17 protein-coding genes are annotated in these 19045 nt (G+C 71.8%); 6 read left to right on the forward strand and 11 right to left on the reverse strand.

The window, feature by feature from the left end; translation table 11 throughout:
* Window positions 1–147: 147 nt before the first annotated feature.
* From tuf to ACFV18_RS25045, 5 genes are all read right to left on the reverse strand, one after another.
* Complete coding sequence (gene tuf, locus ACFV18_RS25025; RefSeq protein WP_380486762.1) at window positions 148–1341, reverse strand: elongation factor Tu; 1194 nt, start codon at window positions 1339–1341, stop codon at window positions 148–150.
* Window positions 1342–1543: 202 nt separating this feature from the next.
* Window positions 1544–3649, reverse strand: a complete 2106-nt coding sequence (gene fusA / locus ACFV18_RS25030; protein WP_380486764.1) for an elongation factor G — start codon at window positions 3647–3649, stop codon at window positions 1544–1546.
* Between the two features lie 39 nt (window positions 3650–3688).
* Window positions 3689–4159: a 30S ribosomal protein S7 gene (gene rpsG / locus ACFV18_RS25035; protein WP_030457432.1), complete on the reverse strand. Its 471-nt coding sequence runs from the start codon at window positions 4157–4159 to the stop codon at window positions 3689–3691.
* 2 nt (window positions 4160–4161) lie between these two features.
* Window positions 4162–4533, reverse strand: a complete 372-nt coding sequence (gene rpsL, locus ACFV18_RS25040) for a 30S ribosomal protein S12 (RefSeq protein ID WP_014144289.1) — start codon at window positions 4531–4533, stop codon at window positions 4162–4164.
* A 312-nt stretch (window positions 4534–4845) separates the two neighbouring features.
* Window positions 4846–5430 carry a DUF1707 and DUF4190 domain-containing protein gene (locus tag ACFV18_RS25045; RefSeq protein WP_380486765.1) on the reverse strand — a complete coding sequence of 195 codons (585 nt, stop codon included), beginning with the start codon at window positions 5428–5430 and terminating at the stop codon, window positions 4846–4848.
* A 184-nt stretch (window positions 5431–5614) separates the two neighbouring features.
* On the opposite strand from ACFV18_RS25045, the gene ACFV18_RS25050 reads away from it, so the two are divergent.
* The 6 genes from ACFV18_RS25050 to ACFV18_RS25075 all read left to right on the forward strand — a co-directional run bounded on the left by ACFV18_RS25050 (window position 5615) and on the right by ACFV18_RS25075 (window position 13268).
* Window positions 5615–6394: an ABC transporter ATP-binding protein gene (locus ACFV18_RS25050; protein ID WP_380486767.1), complete on the forward strand. Its 780-nt coding sequence runs from the start codon at window positions 5615–5617 to the stop codon at window positions 6392–6394.
* Window positions 6391–8037 (forward strand): transporter, encoded by a 1647-nt coding sequence (locus ACFV18_RS25055; RefSeq protein ID WP_380486768.1) that lies wholly within the window; start codon window positions 6391–6393, stop codon window positions 8035–8037. The genes ACFV18_RS25050 and ACFV18_RS25055 overlap by 4 nt, the downstream gene beginning before the upstream one ends.
* A 124-nt stretch (window positions 8038–8161) precedes the next feature.
* Window positions 8162–10129, forward strand: coding sequence for a serine/threonine-protein kinase (locus ACFV18_RS25060; protein WP_380486770.1), 1968 nt, complete (start codon window positions 8162–8164; stop codon window positions 10127–10129).
* 86 nt (window positions 10130–10215) lie between these two features.
* Window positions 10216–11505 carry a DUF2786 domain-containing protein gene (locus tag ACFV18_RS25065; RefSeq protein ID WP_380486772.1) on the forward strand — a complete coding sequence of 430 codons (1290 nt, stop codon included), beginning with the start codon at window positions 10216–10218 and terminating at the stop codon, window positions 11503–11505.
* A gap of 31 nt (window positions 11506–11536) precedes the next feature.
* Entirely contained in the window at window positions 11537–12559 is a 1023-nt protein-coding gene (locus ACFV18_RS25070; RefSeq protein ID WP_380486774.1) for an ADP-ribosylglycohydrolase family protein, read from the forward strand.
* Between the two features lie 4 nt (window positions 12560–12563).
* On the forward strand, window positions 12564–13268 hold the full coding sequence (locus ACFV18_RS25075) for a VWA domain-containing protein (RefSeq protein WP_380486775.1): 705 nt from the start codon (window positions 12564–12566) through the stop codon (window positions 13266–13268).
* A gap of 11 nt (window positions 13269–13279) precedes the next feature.
* Here the strand turns inward: ACFV18_RS25075 and ACFV18_RS25080 are convergent, their stop codons facing one another.
* The 6 genes from ACFV18_RS25080 to ACFV18_RS25105 all read right to left on the reverse strand — a co-directional run bounded on the left by ACFV18_RS25080 (window position 13280) and on the right by ACFV18_RS25105 (window position 19029).
* Window positions 13280–14254: an ADP-ribosylglycohydrolase family protein gene (locus ACFV18_RS25080; RefSeq protein WP_380486777.1), complete on the reverse strand. Its 975-nt coding sequence runs from the start codon at window positions 14252–14254 to the stop codon at window positions 13280–13282.
* A 33-nt stretch (window positions 14255–14287) separates the two neighbouring features.
* Window positions 14288–15499, reverse strand: a complete 1212-nt coding sequence (locus ACFV18_RS25085; RefSeq protein WP_380486779.1) for a cytochrome P450 — start codon at window positions 15497–15499, stop codon at window positions 14288–14290.
* 60 nt (window positions 15500–15559) lie between these two features.
* Complete coding sequence (locus ACFV18_RS25090; protein ID WP_380486781.1) at window positions 15560–16309, reverse strand: NAD-dependent deacetylase; 750 nt, start codon at window positions 16307–16309, stop codon at window positions 15560–15562.
* Window positions 16306–16887 carry a hypothetical protein gene (locus ACFV18_RS25095; protein ID WP_380486783.1) on the reverse strand — a complete coding sequence of 194 codons (582 nt, stop codon included), beginning with the start codon at window positions 16885–16887 and terminating at the stop codon, window positions 16306–16308. Before ACFV18_RS25095 ends, ACFV18_RS25090 begins: the two co-directional genes overlap by 4 nt.
* Before the next feature lie 292 nt (window positions 16888–17179).
* Entirely contained in the window at window positions 17180–17854 is a 675-nt protein-coding gene (locus tag ACFV18_RS25100) for a response regulator (RefSeq protein WP_380486785.1), read from the reverse strand.
* A gap of 14 nt (window positions 17855–17868) precedes the next feature.
* Window positions 17869–19029 carry a sensor histidine kinase gene (locus ACFV18_RS25105; protein WP_380486788.1) on the reverse strand — a complete coding sequence of 387 codons (1161 nt, stop codon included), beginning with the start codon at window positions 19027–19029 and terminating at the stop codon, window positions 17869–17871.
* Between the last annotated feature and the right edge of the window lie 16 nt (window positions 19030–19045).

Here is a 19045-nt window from a genome sequence, read left to right on the forward strand (position 1 = left end):
GCGGTCGATACGCCAATCGGTTCCGCGCGCAGCGGCGCACGTCACACCGGGTGCGCCGGCCCCGGTGCCCGGACATGCCGAGGGCCCGGCCCCCTCCCTCGCGGGAGCGGACCGGGCCCTGCAGTTGACCAGAGGTCAGATCGGCAATTACTTGACGATCTTGGTGACCTGGCCGGCGCCGACGGTGCGGCCACCCTCACGGATGGCGAACTTCAGGCCCTCCTCCATGGCGACGGGCTGGATCAGCGCGACGGTCATGGCGGTGTTGTCGCCCGGCATGACCATCTCGGTGCCCTCGGGGAGGGTCACAACGCCGGTCACGTCCGTGGTACGGAAGTAGAACTGCGGGCGGTAGTTGTTGAAGAACGGGGTGTGACGGCCACCCTCGTCCTTCGACAGGATGTAGGCCTGGGCCTCGAAGTCGGTGTGCGGGGTAACCGAACCCGGCTTGATGATGACCTGGCCGCGCTCGACGTCCTCGCGCTTGATGCCGCGGAGCAGCAGACCGACGTTCTCACCGGCCTGGCCCTCGTCGAGCAGCTTGCGGAACATCTCGATACCGGTGACCGTGGTGGTGGTCTTGGTGGTCTTGATGCCGATGATGTCGACGGTCTCGTTGACCTTGAGGATACCGCGCTCGATACGACCGGTGACGACGGTGCCACGACCGGTGATCGTGAAGACGTCCTCGATCGGCATCAGGAACGGCTGGTCGGTGAGGCGAGCCGGGGTCGGGATGGCCTCGTCGACCGCGTGCATCAGGCCGAGGAGCTTCTCGCCCCACTCCTTGTCGCCCTCCAGCGCCTTCAGCGCGGAGACGCGGACGACCGGCAGGTCGTCGCCCGGGAACTCGTACTCGGAGAGGAGCTCACGGACCTCGAGCTCGACGAGCTCCAGGATCTCCTCGTCGTCCACCATGTCGGCCTTGTTCAGGGCGACAACGATGTAGGGAACGCCGACCTGGCGGGCCAGGAGGACGTGCTCCTTGGTCTGCGGCATCGGGCCGTCGGTGGCGGCGACGACGAGGATCGCACCGTCCATCTGGGCCGCACCGGTGATCATGTTCTTGATGTAGTCGGCGTGACCCGGGCAGTCGACGTGGGCGTAGTGACGCGCCTCGGTCTGGTACTCGACGTGCGCGATCGAGATGGTGATACCGCGCTGACGCTCCTCCGGCGCCTTGTCGATCTGGTCGAACGGCGTGAAGGGGTTGATCTCCGGGTACGCGTCGTGCAGCACCTTGGTGATGGCCGCGGTCAGCGTGGTCTTACCGTGGTCGATGTGACCGATGGTGCCGATGTTGACGTGGGGCTTCGTCCGCTCGAACTTCGCCTTCGCCACTGCAGTCCTCCTGAGGACAGTTCTGTACGCCGTACGACGTCAGTTGGTCTGGATCGGGTTATTGGAACGGGGCGCTGGTCGCGCCCCATGCCGTCCCGCGGGTGGGGGTGCCGGAGGGCTCCCGGGCGGAACCCGGACGGGTGAACGTCCGGGTGCCCTCCTTCTAGCCTAAAGGGTCTGATTCATCCCGATTACCGGGACGTCACTCGCCCTTGGCCTTGGCGATGATGTCGTCCGCCACGTTCCGCGGAACCTCGGCGTACGAGTCGAACTGCATCGAGTAGCTTGCGCGACCAGAGGTCTTGCTGCGCAGGTCACCGACGTAGCCGAACATCTCGGAGAGCGGCACCAGCGCCTTGACGACGCGGGCACCGTGACGCTCCTCCATGGCCCGGATCTGGCCACGGCGGGAGTTGATGTCGCCGATCACGTCGCCCATGTAGTCCTCGGGGGTGGTGACCTCGACGGCCATCATCGGCTCGAGCAGAGCCGGCGACGCCTTCTTGGCACCTTCCTTGAACGCCATGGAACCGGCGATCTTGAACGCGAGCTCGGACGAGTCGACGTCGTGCGACGCACCGTCGAGCAGGCTCACGCGAACGCCCTGGAGCGGGTAGCCGGCGAGAACGCCGAACTCCATGGCCTCCTGGCAACCGGCGTCGACCGAGGGGATGTACTCCTTCGGCACGCGGCCACCGGTGACCTTGTTGACGAACTCGTAGCCCTCGCCGGACTCCAGCGGCTCGATCGCGATCTGGATCTTCGCGAACTGGCCGGAACCACCGGTCTGCTTCTTGTGCGTGTAGTCGATGCGCTCGACGGCCTTGCGGATCGTCTCGCGGTACGCGACCTGCGGCTTGCCGACGTTGGCCTCGACCTTGAACTCACGGCGCATACGGTCGACCAGCACCTCGAGGTGCAGCTCGCCCATACCCGCGATGATGGTCTGGCCGGTCTCTTCGTCGGTGTTGACCTGGAAGGACGGGTCCTCCTCGGCCAGACGCTGGATGGCGACACCCAGCTTCTCCTGGTCGCCCTTGGACTTGGGCTCGATCGCGACGCGGATGACCGGGGCCGGGAAGTCCATGGACTCCAGGATGACCGGCTGCTTCTCGTCGGACAGCGTCTCACCGGTGGTGGTCTGCTTCAGGCCCATGACGGCGATGATGTCGCCGGCGCCCACCGAGTCGATCTCCTCACGCTTGTTCGCGTGCATGCGGTAGATCTTGCCGATGCGCTCCTTCTTGCCCTTGACGGAGTTCAGCACCGAGGTGCCGGACTCCAGGCGGCCGGAGTACACGCGGACGAAGGTGAGCTTGCCCAGGTGCGGGTCGGACATGATCTTGAACGCGAGGGCGGCGAGCGGCTCGTCGTCAGAGGCCTGACGGACGATCTTCTCCTCGTCGTTGCCCGGCTTCGTACCCTCGATGCCCTCGATGTCGAGCGGCGACGGCAGGTACTTCACGACCGCGTCGAGCAGGGGCTGAACGCCCTTGTTCTTGAACGCGGAGCCGCAGAAGATCGGGGTGAACGACGAGTCCAGGGTGCCCTTGCGGATCGCGGCGACCAGCAGCTCCTCGGGGATGTCCTCGCCCTCCAGGGCGAGCTCCATCACCTCGTCGCTGATGTTCGACACGGTGTCGATCAGGGCCTCGCGGTACTCCGCGGCCTGCTCAGCCAGGTCGGCCGGGATGTCGACGGTGTCGTACATCTCGCCCTTGGGCGCGTCGGCCGAGTAGACCAGGGCCTTCATCTTCACCAGGTCGACGACGCCGGTGAAGTCGGCCTCGGCACCGATCGGCAGCTGCATGACCAGCGGGGTGGCGCCGAGGCGGTCCACGATGGTCTGCACGCAGAAGAAGAAGTTGGCGCCCGTGCGGTCCAGCTTGTTGATGAAGCAGATGCGCGGGACACCGTAGCGGTCAGCCTGCCGCCACACGGTCTCGGACTGGGGCTCGACACCGGCAACGCCGTCGAACACGGTCACGCCACCGTCGAGGACGCGCAGCGAGCGCTCCACCTCGACGGTGAAGTCGACGTGGCCCGGGGTGTCGATGATGTTGATCGTGTTCTCGACACCGTCGAGGGTCCAGTGGCAGGTCGTCGCGGCCGACGTGATGGTGATGCCGCGCTCCTGCTCCTGCTCCATCCAGTCCATGGTGGCAGCGCCATCGTGGACCTCACCGATCTTGTACGAGACACCGGTGTAGAACAGGATCCGCTCGGTGGTGGTGGTCTTGCCCGCGTCGATGTGCGCCATGATCCCGATGTTGCGGACCTTGGCGAGGTCAAGGGAGGTTGCAGCCATGGTGGCTCGTTCTCTCTCTGTCTAGTGACGGGGTTCGGACTACCAGCGGTAGTGCGCGAAGGCCTTGTTGGACTCGGCCATCTTGTGGGTGTCCTCGCGACGCTTCACGGAAGCGCCCAGGCCGTTGCTGGCGTCGAGGATCTCGTTGAGCAGACGCTCGGTCATGGTCTTCTCGCGACGGGCGCGGGAGTAGCCGACCAGCCAGCGCAGCGCCAGGGTGTTGGCGCGGCCCGGGCGGACCTCGACCGGCACCTGGTAGGTGGCGCCACCGACGCGGCGGGACTTGACCTCGAGGGTCGGCTTGACGTTCTCCAGCGCGCGCTTCAGCGCGACAACCGGGTCGGCGCCGGTCTTCTCACGGACACCCTCGAGGGCGCCGTAGACGATCCGCTCGGCGGTGGAGCGCTTGCCGTGCAGCAGGATCTTGTTGACCAGCGAGGTCACCAGCGGGGAGCCGTAGACCGGGTCGATGATGACCGGGCGCTTCGGGGCGGGGCCCTTACGAGGCATTCTTACTTCTCCTTCTTGGCGCCGTAGCGGCTGCGGGCCTGCTTGCGGTTCTTGACACCCTGGGTGTCAAGCGAGCCGCGGATGATCTTGTAGCGGACACCAGGAAGGTCCTTCACACGGCCACCGCGGACCAGCACGATGGAGTGCTCCTGCAGGTTGTGGCCCTCGCCCGGAATGTAAGCGGTGACCTCGATCCCGCTGGTGAGGCGCACACGGGCGACCTTGCGGAGAGCCGAGTTCGGCTTCTTCGGGGTGGTCGTGTACACACGCGTGCAGACGCCGCGACGCTGGGGCGAACCCTTCAGTGCGGGCGTCTTGTTCTTCTCGACCTTGTCCTGCCGGCCCTTTCGGACCAGCTGCTGGATCGTAGGCACCGTTTCTCCGTTTTCTGTGTGCCAAGGCTTGGTGGAACTAACCTGCGGTATGGCCCACACTCTCCGACCCACGCGGTCGGGCGTGTTGAGCCTTCTTCGGGGGAAGAATCACGGAATCCCGAGCTGAGCTGCGGCTACGGCACAGGCCGAGCGGGTGGAGTCTCCGCTGCGGCGACCGGTCTGCTGGCACGCACAAGGACCCGGGCACACCCCAGGCACAAGGTCAGAGCGTACCTAGCGCACAGGCGGCGGTCAAAACAAATGGGGCTCGCCGAACCGGGCGCCACCCGGACCAGGGTAACGACCTCGGTCTCAGTGCGGCCCGCTACCGGCCACCATGACCACCAGCAGGAAGAACAGCGCCCAGCCGGCGATCGACAGCCAGCCGAACACCAGCCCCAGGATCGCCAGGCCGTCGCCCTCCTCGCGGGTGCGGCGGATCTGCGAGCGGGCGATGTGGCCGGTGATCACGGCGGGCAGGCCGGTGAGGCCGCCGGTGAACAGCGTCAGGCTGCCGAGGATCGCCGAGGCCGTCGCCATGCCGTTGCGCGGCGGGGCGGGCGGCGGGAGCAGCGGCGGAGGCATGAAGGTCGCCGGGACGGGGGCACCGAACGGGGCGACCATCGGCCCGGTCGGCAGGTCGGCCACCAGCACGGACAACTGGCCGTAGGTGGCGGCCTGGTGAGCGGAGGTCAGCCGGTGCTCGTACTCGTCGGCGGTGATCCGGCCCTCGGCGTAGGCGGCCTTCAGTACGTCCACGGTGCGTTCGCGGTCGGCGTGCGCGGCACGCATCGCGGACTGCGGCGTCGGCGCCGGGTGCCAGGGCTGCTGCCCGTACGGCGCCGGTGTTCCCCACTGACCGGCCATCGCGGCCACCTCCCGTTCCCCGCGCTGCACGCGCGCTTCTCAGGATGCAGGACGAACGGCGGGTCCGGGTAGTTGCCGAGGTGCGGCGGGTGACCGGCGAACTGCCGCTCCCGTAAGGGGCGGTTCCGCCACATGGGGGATGGAAAGGTAAAGAAATGATCATAGGGTCGAACGGACCGGCCAGGGACCGACCCCGACAAGGAGACCACCCGCCATGGAGGCGACCACCACGCCGCCCGCTGTCTCGATCCGCGACCTGTGGAAGCGCTTCGGTGCGCAGACCGCCGTCGCCGGACTCAACCTCGACCTTCCGGCCGGCTCGTTCATCGGGCTGGTCGGCCCCAACGGCGCCGGCAAGACCACCACGCTGTCGATGGTCACCGGCCTGCTGCGGCCCGACCAGGGCACCGTGCTGATACACGGCGCCGACGTCTGGCAGGACCCGGTCGCGGTCAAGTCCCGGATCGGCATCCTGCCCGAGGGCCTGCGGATGTTCGAGCGTCTCAGCGGGCGCGAACTGCTCCAGTACAACGGGCGGTTGCGCGGCCTGCCCGGCCCGGAGACCGACCGGCGCGCCGAGGAACTGCTGGCCGTGCTCGACCTGATCGGCTCCGCCGACAAGCTGGTCGCCGACTACTCCACCGGCATGCGCAAGAAGATCGGCCTGGCCGCGGCGCTGCTGCACAACCCCGACGTGCTGTTCCTGGACGAGCCGTTCGAGGGCGTCGACCCGGTGTCCGCGCAGACCATCCGCGGCGTGCTCACCCGGTACGCCGCCTCCGGCTCCACCGTGGTGTTCTCCAGCCACGTCATGGAACTCGTCGAGTCGCTGTGCGACTGGGTCGCCGTGGTCAACGCCGGGCAGGTGGTCGCCGCCGGGCCGCTCGACCAGGTGCGCGGCGGGAACACGCTGCAGCAGGCGTTCCTCGGACTGATCGGCGTCCGCGAGGACGACGGGCACGCGCTCGGCTGGCTCGGTGGGGGCCACCGGTGAGCACCACCTCCCCCACCGCCTCCCCCACCGCCTCCCCCACCGCCGACGACCGGGCCGTCGTCCGCACGCTGGTCTCGCTCAAGGTCCGGCTGCTGCGCAACGGGCTGCGGCGCAGCCCCGGCCGGGCCGCCGGTTACCTGGCCGGCACCTGCCTCGGGCTGCTGTTCGGCGTGTCCACGGCCGCCGGAATGGTGGTGCTGCGCGGGCACACGGGCGCCGCCGACGTCGCCGTGATGCTCACCGCCGGACTGGCCGTCAGCTGGGCCGCCATGCCGCTGTTCTTCTTCGCCGGCGACGAGAGCGCCGACCCGACCCGGCTCACCATGCTGCCGCTGCGCCCGCGCGCCCTGCTGCGCGGCACCCTGATCGGCAGCCTGGTCGGACCCGGCCCGCTGGTCGGCCTGCTGCTGCTGATCGGCGCCGCCCTCACCGCCGGGCAGGGCGCCGCGTCCGCCGCCGTCGCGGTGCTCGCGGTGCCGCTCACCCTGCTGGTGCTGATCGCGCTGAGCCGCTCGGTGGCCGCCGCCAACGCCCGGCTGCTGTCCAGCCGGCGCGGCAAGGACTTCGCGATCTTCGGCGGCCTGCTGTTCGCGGTGCTGATCCAGCTCGGCAACCTGGGCGTGCAGAGCTCCTTCCGGAGCCCCGAGCAGGGCCTCGACCTGTCGGTGCTGCACCCGTACGCCTCGGTGCTGCGCTGGATACCGCCGGTCTCCGCGATCGACGCGGTGCGCTCGGCCGGCGAGGGCTCCTACCTGGTCGCGGCGCTGCAACTCGCGCTCGCCGGCGGCCTGCTGACGGTGCTGCTGCGCTGGTGGCTGCGCAGCCTGCAGGCCCTGATGGTGTCCGGTGACGCCTCCACCCTGGTGGAGACCTCCTCGGTGCACTCCGGTTCGGGCTCCCGCGCCTGGCGGCTGCTGCCCGCCGGCCGGGCCGGCACCGTCGCCCAGCGGCACCTGCGCTACACCTGGCGCGAGCCCCGCGCCAAGGCGGCGATCTTCACCGGCATCGGCATGACCTGCGTGATCGCGGCACTGTCGGTGGTCCAGGGCTGGGGCTCGGTGTACGTGATCGCGATCGGCGGGCTGATGCTCGGCCTGCAGTCCGCCAACCTGTTCGGCATGGACGGCTCCGGGTTCTGGATGGTCGCCGCGACCCTGGTCACCCGCCGGGACGCCCGCGACGAACTGCGCGGCCGGGTGTACGCCGTCCTCGCCCAGGGCGTCCTGGTGCTGCTGCTGGTCGGCCCGGTGCTGGCCGCCGTCACCGGTGGCTGGGCGGACCTCGCGCCCGCGCTCGGCGTGTCCTTCGCCGCCCTCGGCACCAGCGTCGGCCTGGGCAGCGTGATCAGCGTGTACGCCCCGTACGCGGTGCCCGCCGACGGCAACCCGATGCGCAGCGCCGCGCCCGGGCAGAACGGCGTGGTGATGCTCAACGCCTTCGGTTCGATGATCGGCGTCTCGCTGGGCTGCGCGCCGATCGGCATCACCCTCGGCATCCTGCTGATCTCGCACCAGTCGGCCTGGCCGATCCTGCCGGTCGGCGTGCTGTACGGCGCGGGGATGGTCCTGCTGGGCATCCGGGTGGCATCCGGCGGTCTGATCAAGCGGCTGCCGGAGATCCTCGCCCGGGTGATCGAGCGCTGACCGGTCGAGCGCTGACCGGTCGAGCACTGACCGGTCGAGCGCTGACAGCCCCTTCTCGGCCCCGGGCCCGCCGCTATCATGCTGCGCGCCCGGGGCCGACCCGTGCGCACGGGGAGGGAGCACCATGCACAGCACGCAGTACGGCTGGACAGACAGCCCGTTCTGGACGCAAACCGTGCTGCCGGTGCTCGTCATGCTGCTGGTGCTGCGGCTGATCACCGCCTTCGCCCTCGGCCGTAGCCAGCACGGCTACCGGGCCCGGCTGCTGAGCCGCGCCCGGCGGGCCCAGATCCGCACCCTGCTCGCCGGGGACGCCTCCCGCCGCCGGTCCGAACTGCGGGCGCTGTCCACCGCGTACCCGCCGCAGTGGATCGCCTCCGCGGTGGAGCTGGTGCTGCCCGTGCTGATCGGCGGCGTGCTCACCGTGCTGATGTGGATCGGCACGCACCACCACTTCGAGGACCCGAACGACGCCCTCGACCAGGAGGCGGTGCGCACCAGCCCGCCGTGGCTGGCGGCGCGGGCGCTGCTCGCGCTGTTCGGCGGCGACGGCGGGCTCGGAGCGGCCCTGACCGGCTTCGTGCTGACCGCGCTGTGGCAGCTGCTGTGGGCCCGCACCCGGTTCCTGGTGCTGTGCACCCGGATGCCGTCCGGCACCTGGGAGCACTCCCGGCTGCGCCGCTACCTGGTGCCGGTGCTCGCCGCCCAGTTCCTGCTGATCCCGCTGGTGCTGCCGAACGGCGCGCTGATCGCACTGGTGGCGTGGCAGCTGTGCTCGCTGTTCGCCACCCGCCGTCTGAACCTGCTGCCGACGGCCGCCGTCGCCCCGCCGCTGACGGGCGTCACCGCGTCCGCCGAGGCGCCCGCGGGGGCGGTCCGGGACACCGTGGACACGCTCGGCGCGGCCGCCTCGGCCCGCCTGCAGTCGATCCGCGAGACCCGTGAGGCGCAGCGCACCCGCCGCGCCCGGGAGGCCGCCGCGCGCGCCGCCGCCGCGCAGACCGAGGCGCAGTTCGCCGCCCGGGATGCCGAGATCGCCCGGGCGGTGGTCGCCGAGTCCGAGGCGCTGCGGGCCGCCCGGGAGGCCGAACAGGCCGAGGCGGCGGCCCGGTTCGCGGCCGAGCCCACGGTGACCGGCGCCCCCGCCGCCACGGCCACGCCGACGGTGCTGGGCAGCACGGTGCGCGAGCAGGACGGGCTGCCGACCGTCGATGCCAAGCCGCTGCCGAACGGGGCGCCCACCGCGATCGGCGCGTACCGGCTGCTCGGGCTGATCGGCTCCGGCGGGTTCGGCACCGTCTACCTGGCGCGCCGTCAGGGCTCCGCCACCATGGTCGCGCTGAAGACCCTGCACGCCGACACCGGGCAGGACGAGGAGCTGCACCGCCGGTTCGAGAACGAGGCGAAGGTGCTGGCCCAGGCGCCCGCCGCGCACACCGCGCGGGTGCTGGACACCGGCGTCGCCGACAGCACCCCGTTCATCGCCATGGAGCTGCTCGACGGCCGTCCCCTGCAGGCCCTGCTGCGCGAGCGCGGCACCCTCGCCGACCCGGCCGCGCTGCGGGCGCTCGCGGTGGCGCTGGCCGTCGCGCTGGACGCCCTGCACCGCAGCGGGCTGGTGCACCGGGACCTGAAGCCGTCCAACATCATGATGACCAGTGACGGCCCCAAGCTGCTGGACTTCGGCATCTCGCTGATGGCCGACCACACCCGGCTGACCCGGACCGGCGGCATGGTCGGCACGCCCGTCTTCATGGCCCCCGAGCAGCTGGCCGAGGGCCCGGTCGGACCGGCCGCGGACGTCTGGGCGTGGGCCTGCTGCCTGGTCTGCGCGGCGTACGGCGAGAGCCCGTTCGCCACCGCCAACCAGTACGCCGTCTACCACCGGATCGTCAACGAGGCGCCGTCCCCGGCCGGGATCGCCGCCGTCCGCGCGCTCGACCCCGGCCTGGCCGACGCCGTCGAGCGCGCTCTCGCCAAGGACCTCGCCGAGCGTCCCGCCGACGGGGCCGCGCTGCTGGCGCTGCTCACCGCGGACGGCACCCCGGCGCAGCGGCAGATCGCCCGCGGCTGGGACGCCCTGGCCGGCTGACGGACTCGCCGGACGGCGCGCTCCGACAGCACGCTCCGGCATCATGGGGAGCGCCCCTCCCCCGCACCCCAGGAAGCAGGACCGCCGTGACCAGCACCGATCAGCCCGTGGACGAGCTGCTGGCGGAGGCGGTGGGCCGGGTGACGGGTGCGCCGGCCGACGGGCTGGAGTTCGTGGTGGACGGCGCGGCCTCGGTGCTGGCGGCGTCCGCGGACCGGTGGCCGCTGGTGAGCCGGGCGCTGCTGGGCTTCGCGGAGCGGTCGGTGGGCCGGTGCTGGACGGCGGGCTGGCGGCCGGCCGACCTGGTGCGGGTGGCGCGGCGCGAGCTGGGCCCGGTGCAGGTCGCCCTGGCGGTGGACCTGATCGCGGCGGAGGGCCGCCGGCACCCCACTGCCGCGCTGGACCGCCGCTGGCGGGAGCAGCTGCGGGAGCTGGAGGCGGAGCCCTGGTGGCCGTCCGACGAGGCGTACCTGCAGGCGTTCGCGGACCGGCACCGGCTGGACCGGTTCGCGCTGGCCACGGCGGTGCTGGAGCTGTTGCGGACGTGGGCGCTGCTGCCGCCCGTGCAGCCGGTGGGCCCGGCGCCGGGGCAGTCCGCGCCGCGGGTGAGCGCACCGCGCGGCGGGGAGCCACGGATGCTGGGGCGGATCCGGGCGCTGCTGGCGAAGGCCGAGTCGACCGGTTTCCCGGACGAGGCGGAGGCGCTGACCGCGAAGGCCCAGGAGCTGATGGCGCGGCACTCGATCGACGAGGCGCTGCTGTCTGCGGGTGGCCCGTCGGCGGACGAGCCAGCGGCGCTGCGGATCGGCGTGGACAACCCCTACGAGGGCCCGAAGACGATGCTGCTGGACGCGGTGGCGGCGGCGAACCGGTGCCGGGTGGTGTGGGCGAAGGAGTTCGGGTTCTGCACGGTGATCGGCTTCGACGCCGACCTGGACTGCGTCGAGCTGCTGTACACCTCGCTGCTGGTGCAGGCGACCTCGGCGATGCAGCGGGCGGGCAGCCGCAAGCACAAGGACGGCGCGGCCCGGACGAAGGCGTTCCGGCAGTCGTTCCTGGTGGCGTACGCGGCGCGGATCCGGGAGCGGCTGGCCGAGGCCACCGAGCGGGCCACCGAGGACGCGGCGGCCGGGCGCCCGGCCGAGCCGGGTGGTGTCGAGGACGGCGGCGGGACGCTGCCGGTGCCGGCCCCGGACGGCGGGCTGCTGCCGGTACTGGCGGCCCGGGCGGAGGCCGTGGACGATGCGGTGGGCAGGATGTTCCCGAAGCTCGTGTCGCAGCGGGTGCGGGTGAGTGACGGCGAGGGCTGGGTCGAGGGCCGGGCCGCCGCCGACCGGGCCACGCTGCACCGGGGTTCGGGACGGATCGAGCGCTGACGGAACGTCGGCGGACAAGGGGGGGATGGGGATGGAGTTCTCGGAGCGGGTCCGCGGCTCGTTGGTCGGCGGTGCGCTGGGCGACGCGCTGGGGTGGCCGATCGAGTTCCTGCGGTGGGAGAACATCCAGCGGCAGTTCGGCGAGGCGGGCCTGACCGACCTGGCGAACGGCGACCGCGACGGCCACTTCACCGACGACACCCAGATGACGCTGTTCACCGCGGAGGGCCTGCTGCGCGGCGGCCGCCGCCGGGACCTGCACGCCGCGTACCGGCGCTGGCTGGAGACCCAGCGGCAGAACCGGCCGATCCTCCCGGACGGCTGGCTGGCCTCACAGCCGCTCCTGTACGCCTCCCGGGCCCCGGGCAACGCCTGCATGTCGGGCGTGGTGCTGGACTACACGGATGCCGTCCCGTTCGGTCAGGAGGGCCCGGTCAACCCGCAGTCGAAGGGCTGCGGGACGGTGATGCGCTCGGCCCCGTTCGGTCTGCTCGGCATGGGCCCCGACGAGGCGTTCGGACGCGCCGCGCTGGCCGCGCAACTGACCCACGGTCACCCGACCGGCTACCTGGCGGCGGGCGCGTTCGCCGCGCTGATCGAGCGCGTCGTCGCCGGGATGCCGCTGCGGGAGGCGCTCTCCGCGACGCTGACGCAGCTGGCGGCGGTGCCGTCCCACACCGAGACGGCGCAGGCCCTGCACCGGGCGGTGCGGGTGGCCGAGGAGGGCCCGGGTTCGGCGGAGACGGTGGAGCGGGTCGGCCTGGGCTGGATCGCCGAGGAGTGCCTGGCGATCGCGGTGTACGCGGCGCTGGTCACCACGAACGCCCGGGACGCCCTGGTGCTGGCGGTCAACCACTCCGGCGACAGCGACTCCACGGGCGCGGTCTGCGGCAACCTGGTCGGCGCGCTGTACGGCCTGTCCGGCTTGCCCGCCGACTGGTGCGCGATCGTCGAGGGCCGGGACGTGCTCCTGCAGGTGGCCGACGACCTGGTGGCCCTCGCCCGCGGCGACCGGGCGGCGCTCGCCGACCGCTATCCGCTGCCGGTCGGGTGACGGGGTGGCGCTGAGTCCGGAGAAGGTGTCGGCCACCGCGCCCGGCCTGGTCGACCTGTACAAGTCCGCGCGGGTGAGCCTGACCAAGCGCGGACTCCAGCACGCCCGGGCCGCCGTCTACCTGGTGCTCGACCGCTCCGGCTCAATGCGTCCGCACTACCGTTCCGGGGCCGTCCAGCACTTCGCCGAGCAGGTGCTGGCGCTCTCGGCGCACCTGGACGACGACGGGCGGGTGCCGGTGGTCTTCTTCTCCACCGGGGTGGACGGCGTCGCCGAGATCTCGCTCGACGACCACCTGGGCCGGATCGGCCGCCTGCACTCCTCGTTGGGGCACATGGGCCGGACCAACTACCACCTGGCGATGAAGGCGGTGATCCGCCACTACCAGCTCTCCGGCGCCACCGACCCCGCGCTGGTGGTGTTCCAGACCGACGGCGGCCCGACCTCGCGCGCGGCGGCCCGGGACATGCTCTGCCTGGCCGCCGAACTCCCGCTCTACTGGCAGTTCGTGGGCTTCGGCGACCCCGCCGACCAGGAGTTCGCCTTCCTCCGCCGCCTCGACGAACTCCCCGTCCCGGCCCGCCGCCCGGTCGACAACGCCGGCTTCTTCCCCGCCGGCCAGGACCCGCGCGCCCACACCGACGCCGACCTGTACGACCACCTGCTGACCGGCTTCCCGGAGTGGCTCGCCGCCATGGGGCTGGGCTGACGGCGCCGGGGTCAGTCCCAGAGCGCGCCGAAAGCGAGCAGTTCCTTGCGGTACTCGATCCGCTCCACCCAGTCCTGGGGCCACCCGCCCGCGCCGTGCCGGGCACCGGCGAAGGCGCCGGCCAGGCAGGCCAGGGAGTCGGAGTCGCCGGAGGAGACGGCGGCCCGGCGGACGGCGGCGACCGGGTCGTCGGGGAGCAGCAGGAAGCAGAGCAGGGCGGTGGCGAACGCCTCCTCGGCGACCCAGCCTTCGCCGGTCCGCTCGCACGGGTCTGCGTCGACTTCACCGGCGGCGAGCGCGGCGTCGAGGCGGTCGAGGGCCTGGAGGCACTCGTCCCAGCCGCGTGCGATGAACTCCCCGGGCGAGCCGAAGTGGTCCCGCGAGGCGAGGTCGCCGAGCCAGAACTCGTCGTAGTGGGTGCGCTGTTGGTGGGCGTGGGCACGCAGCCGGGCGGGGAGTTCGGAAGGGTCGGTGCCTTGGGCCAGCCAGCGGACGGTGAACGCGGTGAGCTCGCTGGCGGCCAGCGCGGTCGGGTGGCCGTGGGTGAGGCCGGACTGCAACTGGGAGGCGCCGGACACCTGCCGGTCCGTCAGCTCCCGGACCAGGCCGAGCGGGGCGACCCGCATGTTCGCGCCGCAGCCCTTGGAGCCGATGTCGGACGCGTCCTGCCAGGGGCGGCCGGTGGACAGCCGGAAGCAGGACCGCAGGCAGGTCATGCCGGGGGCCCGGTTGTTGTCCGGGGAGCGCCACCAGTCCACGAACTCCTCGCGCAGCGGCAGTTCGAGGCGCAGCGGGACGAGCGGGCCCTCGGCGAGGCCGGTGCGCAGGGCGCGGGCGAGCGCCAGTGTCATCTGGGTGTCGTCGGTGACCTGGGCCTTCTTCGGCAGCGGGAGATTCCGCCAGTCGGGGCTGAGCAGCCCGATCTCGTCCAGGTTCAGGAATTCGGTGCGCCTGCCGAGGGCGTCGCCGATCGCCAGCCCCAGCATCGTTCCTGTCGCCCGCCCCACGGCATGCCCCTCTCAGACCTCGACCAGCAGTTCCTTCAGTCCGCGGATCACGTAGCCGGGGTTCCACTCGGGTTCGCGCACCAGCGTCAGCCCGGGGGCCTTGCGGAGCAGCGCGCCGTAGGACTCGGTGAGTTCGAGTCTGGCAAGCGGCGCGCCGAGACAGAAGTGAATTCCGGCGCCGAAGGTGATGTGCGGGTTGTCGGTGCGGCCGAGGTCGAGCCGGTCGGGGTCGGTGAAGCGTTCGGGGTCGCGGTTGGCGGAGCCGAACAGCAGCGCCACCTCGGAGCCGCGCGGGATCCGGACGCCGCCGACCTCGATGTCCTCCAGCACCCAGCGTTCGAACATCTGCAGCGGGGTGTCGTAGCGCATCAGCTCTTCGATCGCGGTGGGCAGCAGTTCGTCCACCGAGCCGCGCAGCCGGGCGAGTTCGCCGGGGTTGCGCAGCAGCGCCCACCAGCCGTTGCCGGTGGTGTTGACGGTCGCCTCGTGGCCGGCGTTCAGCAGCAGCACGCAGGTGGAGATCATCTCCTGCTCGCTGAGCACCTGCCCGTCCTCGGCGGCCTGGGCCAGCGCGCTGATCAGATCGGTGCCGGGTTCCTCGCGCCGGCGGCGGATCAACTCCCGCAGGTATGCGGAGAATTCGAGGCTGGCGGTGACCGCGCGACGGGCGGTGTCCTGGTCCGGGTTGAGCTCGAACATGCCGGTGATGTCGGCGGACCAGGGCCGCAGCAGGTGCCGGTCCGCTTCGGGGACGCCGAGCATCTCGGCGATCACGGCGACCGGCAGCGGCTCGGCGACCTTCGCGATCAGGTCGCCGCCGCCGTCGGCGAGCAGCCCGTCGACCAGTTCGCCGGCCAGCCGCCGCACGGTCGGGCGCAGCGACTCCACCATGCGCGGGGTGAACGCCTTGGCCACCAGCCGCCGGATCCGGGTGTGGTCGGGGCCCTCCAGGTCGAGCAGGCCGTAGTCGTTGAGGGTGTGGAACGGCTCGTGCGCCGGGTTCGGCGCGGGCTGCCCGAACTCCTCGTGGCTGAACCGGTGCGTGTAGGTGCGGCCCAGCCGCCGGTCCCGCAGCAGCGCGTTGACGTCCGCGTACCGGGAGATCAGCCACTGGTCGCTCGGCGCGTAGTGGACGACCGGCGACTGCTCACGCAGCACCGCGTACGCCGGGTACGGGTGGGCCACGAACTCGGCCGACCACGGGTCGAAGGCATCAAGCGCCATGGAGTTGTCCTCCTGCTCGTCAGATCGCCATCGTATGCGCTCCGACCTGCGGGTTTACCCTCAGCCCCGGGACAGGTCGCCGTTCACCAGCCGCCGCACCAGCTTCGGCAGCGCCTCGGAGATCGGCTCGCGGATCACCTCGTGCGCCGCCTCGTCCCAGGCGGTGGGCTCGCCGTTGACGACGATCAGCCGGGCGTCGTGCTCCAGCGCGATCCGCGGCAGCAGCGCCGCCGGCCTCACCTGGAGCGAACTGCCCACCGCCAGAAAGACCTGGCACGCCTTGGCGACCGCGTCCGCCTGCGCCAGCACCTTCTCGTCCAGCGTCTCGCCGAACATCACGGTGCGCGGACGCAGCACCCCGCCGCACTGCTCGCACGCCGGGTCGTCCTCCCCCGCCGCGACCCGCTCCAGCGCCGCCTCCATCGGGCTGACGACCCGGCACCGGGCGCACTGCACCTCGGTGGCGGTGCCGTGCAGCTCGATCACCTTCCGGGCGGGCAGCCCGGCCGCCTGGTGCAGGCCGTCCACGTTCTGCGTCAGCACCCGCATGGGCACGCCCGCCCGCTCCAAATCCACCAGCGCCCGGTGCCCGGCGTTCGGCCTGGCACCGATCGCACCGGCGTCCCGCCGCATCAGCCAGGACCGGCGGCGTACCTCCGTGCTCGCCAGGTACGGGCCGATCGTCACCATCTCCTGCGCGCTCGGGTCGCGCTGCCAAAGCCCTTGCGGGCCGCGGTAGTCGGGAATCCCCGAGTCCGTGGAGATCCCCGCCCCCGTCAACACCGCCACCAGCGGACGCTTCTCGCTCATGCCCCGGACGGTACGGCTCGCGGCCGGTTCTGACCATCCGTTATCACCGGCCAGAACGCCACCAGGTACAACACCGCGCCGACCGGCATGAAGTCCAGCGACGCCCCCATCAGCACCGTGCCCGCCAGCACCAGCACCGGGCTCCACCAGCGCACCACCCCGCGCACCGTCAGCCGCACCAGCAGCGCCAGCAGCCCCACGTACAGCAGCATCGGCACCACCGTGTACACCAGCGGCATCACCCCCGGCACCGACTGAATCCGCTCGAACAGGTCCGAACGCGCCGCGTAGTCCTGCGAGACCGCGTTGGCGTACAGGTCGATGCCGCTCTGCGCGAGGCCGGCCACCACCCCCGCGAGACCCGCCCCCAGCCAGACCCGGCCCCAGGCCCCCCGTTCACCGCCGAGACGCCACAGCTCCACCATGCCGAGACCCATCAGCACCATCCCCGCGAACAGCGCGACATGCCCGACCGTCCAGCCCGGCCCCACCCCCCGCGACCCCGGCACCAACCGCACCGCCCCGTACACCGCGAGCAGCCCCGCGGCCCATCCCAGCGCCCGACGCCCCGTCACCATCTCGCCCAACCCCTTTGCGTGAGTGCCCTTTTCGACACCCCCAACCCTGCCGTGGCGGCCAGCGGCGCGACTCCCCCGCGACGGTGAAAGGTCCGCATCCCTCTCAGGTAGGAGAGAACGCGGGTGGGCGCGAAAACAGGGGCGCGGGGAACTGCGCGAAGCGGGAGGAACCCCACCGCAAGATCGCGACGCAGGACAATGACCTGCACTTGATCGCGACCTTTCGGACGTGGTGTGCGCTTGTCGCGCAGTTCCCCGCGCCCCCGGTTGTGCTCTCCCCGGTTTCACGCCTTCACTCCCCTGCCGTCACGGCCCCCGCCTCGTACGCGAACACCACCGCGTGTACCCGGTCCCGCAGCCCCAGCTTCTGCAGCAGGTTGCTGACGTGCGTCTTGACCGTGTGCTCGCTGACCACCAGCTCCGCGGCGATCTCGGCGTTCGACATGCCCCGGGCGACCAGCCGCAGGGTCTCCAGCTCGCGGGCGGTGAGGGTGCCCAGGAGCAGACTCAGCGGCCGGGAGACGGCCAGCGCCCCGCCCGCCTTGCGCGCCGTGACTTCGCCGATGACCCGGCGGGTGACGGACGGAGCGAGCAGGGCCTCGCCGGAGGTGACGACGCGGACGGCGTGGGCGAGGTCGTCGCGGCGGACATCCTTGAGCAGGAAGCCGCTGGCCCCCGCGTACAGCGCGTCGAACACGTAATCATCGACGTCGAAGGTGGTCAGCATGATCACTTTGCAGCGGGGGAACTCGGCACAGACCCGGCGCGCCGCCTCCAGCCCGTCCATCACCGGCATCCGGACGTCGAGCAGCAGCACGTCGGGATCAAAGCTGCGCACAGCCTCTATCGCCTGCTGTCCGTCGCCGGCTTCGGCGACCACCTCGATGTCGGGTTGGGCGTCGAGGATCATGCCGAATCCGGCGCGGACCAGTTCCTGGTCGTCGGCGATCACCACTCGTATGGGCAACTGAACTTCCTCTCTCAGGCGTTGAGCGGCAGCACGGCGGCCACCAGGTAGCCCGGGCCGTCGGGTCGGGGGCCGGTTTCGACGCTGCCGCCGCAGGCGGCCGCGCGTTCCCGGATGGAGAGCAGGCCGCGTCCGCCGGAGCGCCCGTCGATCCCGGCGCCGGCCGCAGCAGTAGGGCCGCTCCCGTCGTCGGCGACGGAGACGGTCAGATCCGTGCCGTCGCGGACGCCGACCCGGACCACCGCCCGGCTCGCCCCGGCGTGCTTGACCACGTTGGTGAGGGCTTCCTGGACGATCCGGTAGGCGGCGGCCTGCACCTCGGCGGGGCCGGCCTCCTCGATGCGGGCGTCGACATCGACGCCCGATTCGCGGACGCGGTCGAGGACCCCGGCGAGTTCGGCCAGCCGGGGCTGCGGCGCGACCGCGGGCGCCGCCCCGTCCTCCTTGAGCACGCCGAGCACCCGCCGGAGCTGGACCATGGCGTCGCGTCCGGAGTCGGCGATGGCGTCGAAGGCGCGGATCGCCCGGTCGGGGTTGGTGCGCACCACCAGCGGCCCGGCCTCGGCCTGGACGACCATCAGGGAGACGGCGTGGGCGAGGATGTCGTGCATCTCGCGGGCGATCCGGCCGCGTTCCTCCGCGACGGCCCGGGCGGCGTCACTGGCGGCGCGCAGTCCGACCTGCCGGGCGCGTTCGGCCTCGACGCCGGCCAGCCGGCGCAGTTCGCGCACCAGTGAGCCGACCAAGAAGCTGCCGACGGACACCAGCAGGCTGAACAGCAGGCCGTCGAAGGAGCGGGTGCCGATCACGTTGCCGATCACGCAGGACGCCAGCAGCACGGCCCGCTGCCAGTCCTTGCCCCGGTCGGCGACGGTGTAGATGGCCACCGCCATGGCGACCTGGATCTGCGGCATCGCGAAGTGCGCCAGCGCGGACAGCGCCATGGTGGGCACGGCGCACATCCCGAGCACCGCCCACGGCGCCCGGCGCCGCCACCACAGCGGCACCGAACCGGCCAGCGCCAGCGCGTACGCCCACCATTTCCCGCCCGCTCCGTACGGGTCGGTCCACACGCCCGTGACCGAGACGCAGACCGCCAGCGCGACCAGCGGCGCGTCCACCGCCCACGGCCGGGCCCTCCCCCAGGCCAGCAGGCCTTCCATCCACTTCCCCATTCGCGCATCCTCTCGC

It is taken from the genome of Kitasatospora sp. NPDC059673 (genome assembly GCF_042734215.1).
In the GTDB taxonomy this organism is placed as follows: Bacteria; Actinomycetota; Actinomycetes; order Streptomycetales; family Streptomycetaceae; genus Kitasatospora.

Coding starts and splice junctions, on each gene's coding strand:
- ACFV18_RS25090 (WP_380486781.1), bottom strand. CDS start 16,309: ATGAGCGAGAAGCGTCCGCTGGTGGCGGTGTTGACGGGGGCGGGGATC.
- rpsG (WP_030457432.1), bottom strand. CDS start 4,159: ATGCCTCGTAAGGGCCCCGCCCCGAAGCGCCCGGTCATCATCGACCCG.
- ACFV18_RS25080 (WP_380486777.1), bottom strand. CDS start 14,254: ATGCTGGGGCTGGCGATCGGCGACGCCCTCGGCAGGCGCACCGAATTC.
- ACFV18_RS25060 (WP_380486770.1), top strand. CDS start 8,162: ATGCACAGCACGCAGTACGGCTGGACAGACAGCCCGTTCTGGACGCAA.
- ACFV18_RS25095 (WP_380486783.1), bottom strand. CDS start 16,887: ATGGTGACGGGGCGTCGGGCGCTGGGATGGGCCGCGGGGCTGCTCGCG.
- ACFV18_RS25085 (WP_380486779.1), bottom strand. CDS start 15,499: ATGGCGCTTGATGCCTTCGACCCGTGGTCGGCCGAGTTCGTGGCCCAC.
- ACFV18_RS25105 (WP_380486788.1), bottom strand. CDS start 19,029: ATGGGGAAGTGGATGGAAGGCCTGCTGGCCTGGGGGAGGGCCCGGCCG.
- ACFV18_RS25050 (WP_380486767.1), top strand. CDS start 5,615: ATGGAGGCGACCACCACGCCGCCCGCTGTCTCGATCCGCGACCTGTGG.
- fusA (WP_380486764.1), bottom strand. CDS start 3,649: ATGGCTGCAACCTCCCTTGACCTCGCCAAGGTCCGCAACATCGGGATC.
- ACFV18_RS25070 (WP_380486774.1), top strand. CDS start 11,537: ATGGAGTTCTCGGAGCGGGTCCGCGGCTCGTTGGTCGGCGGTGCGCTG.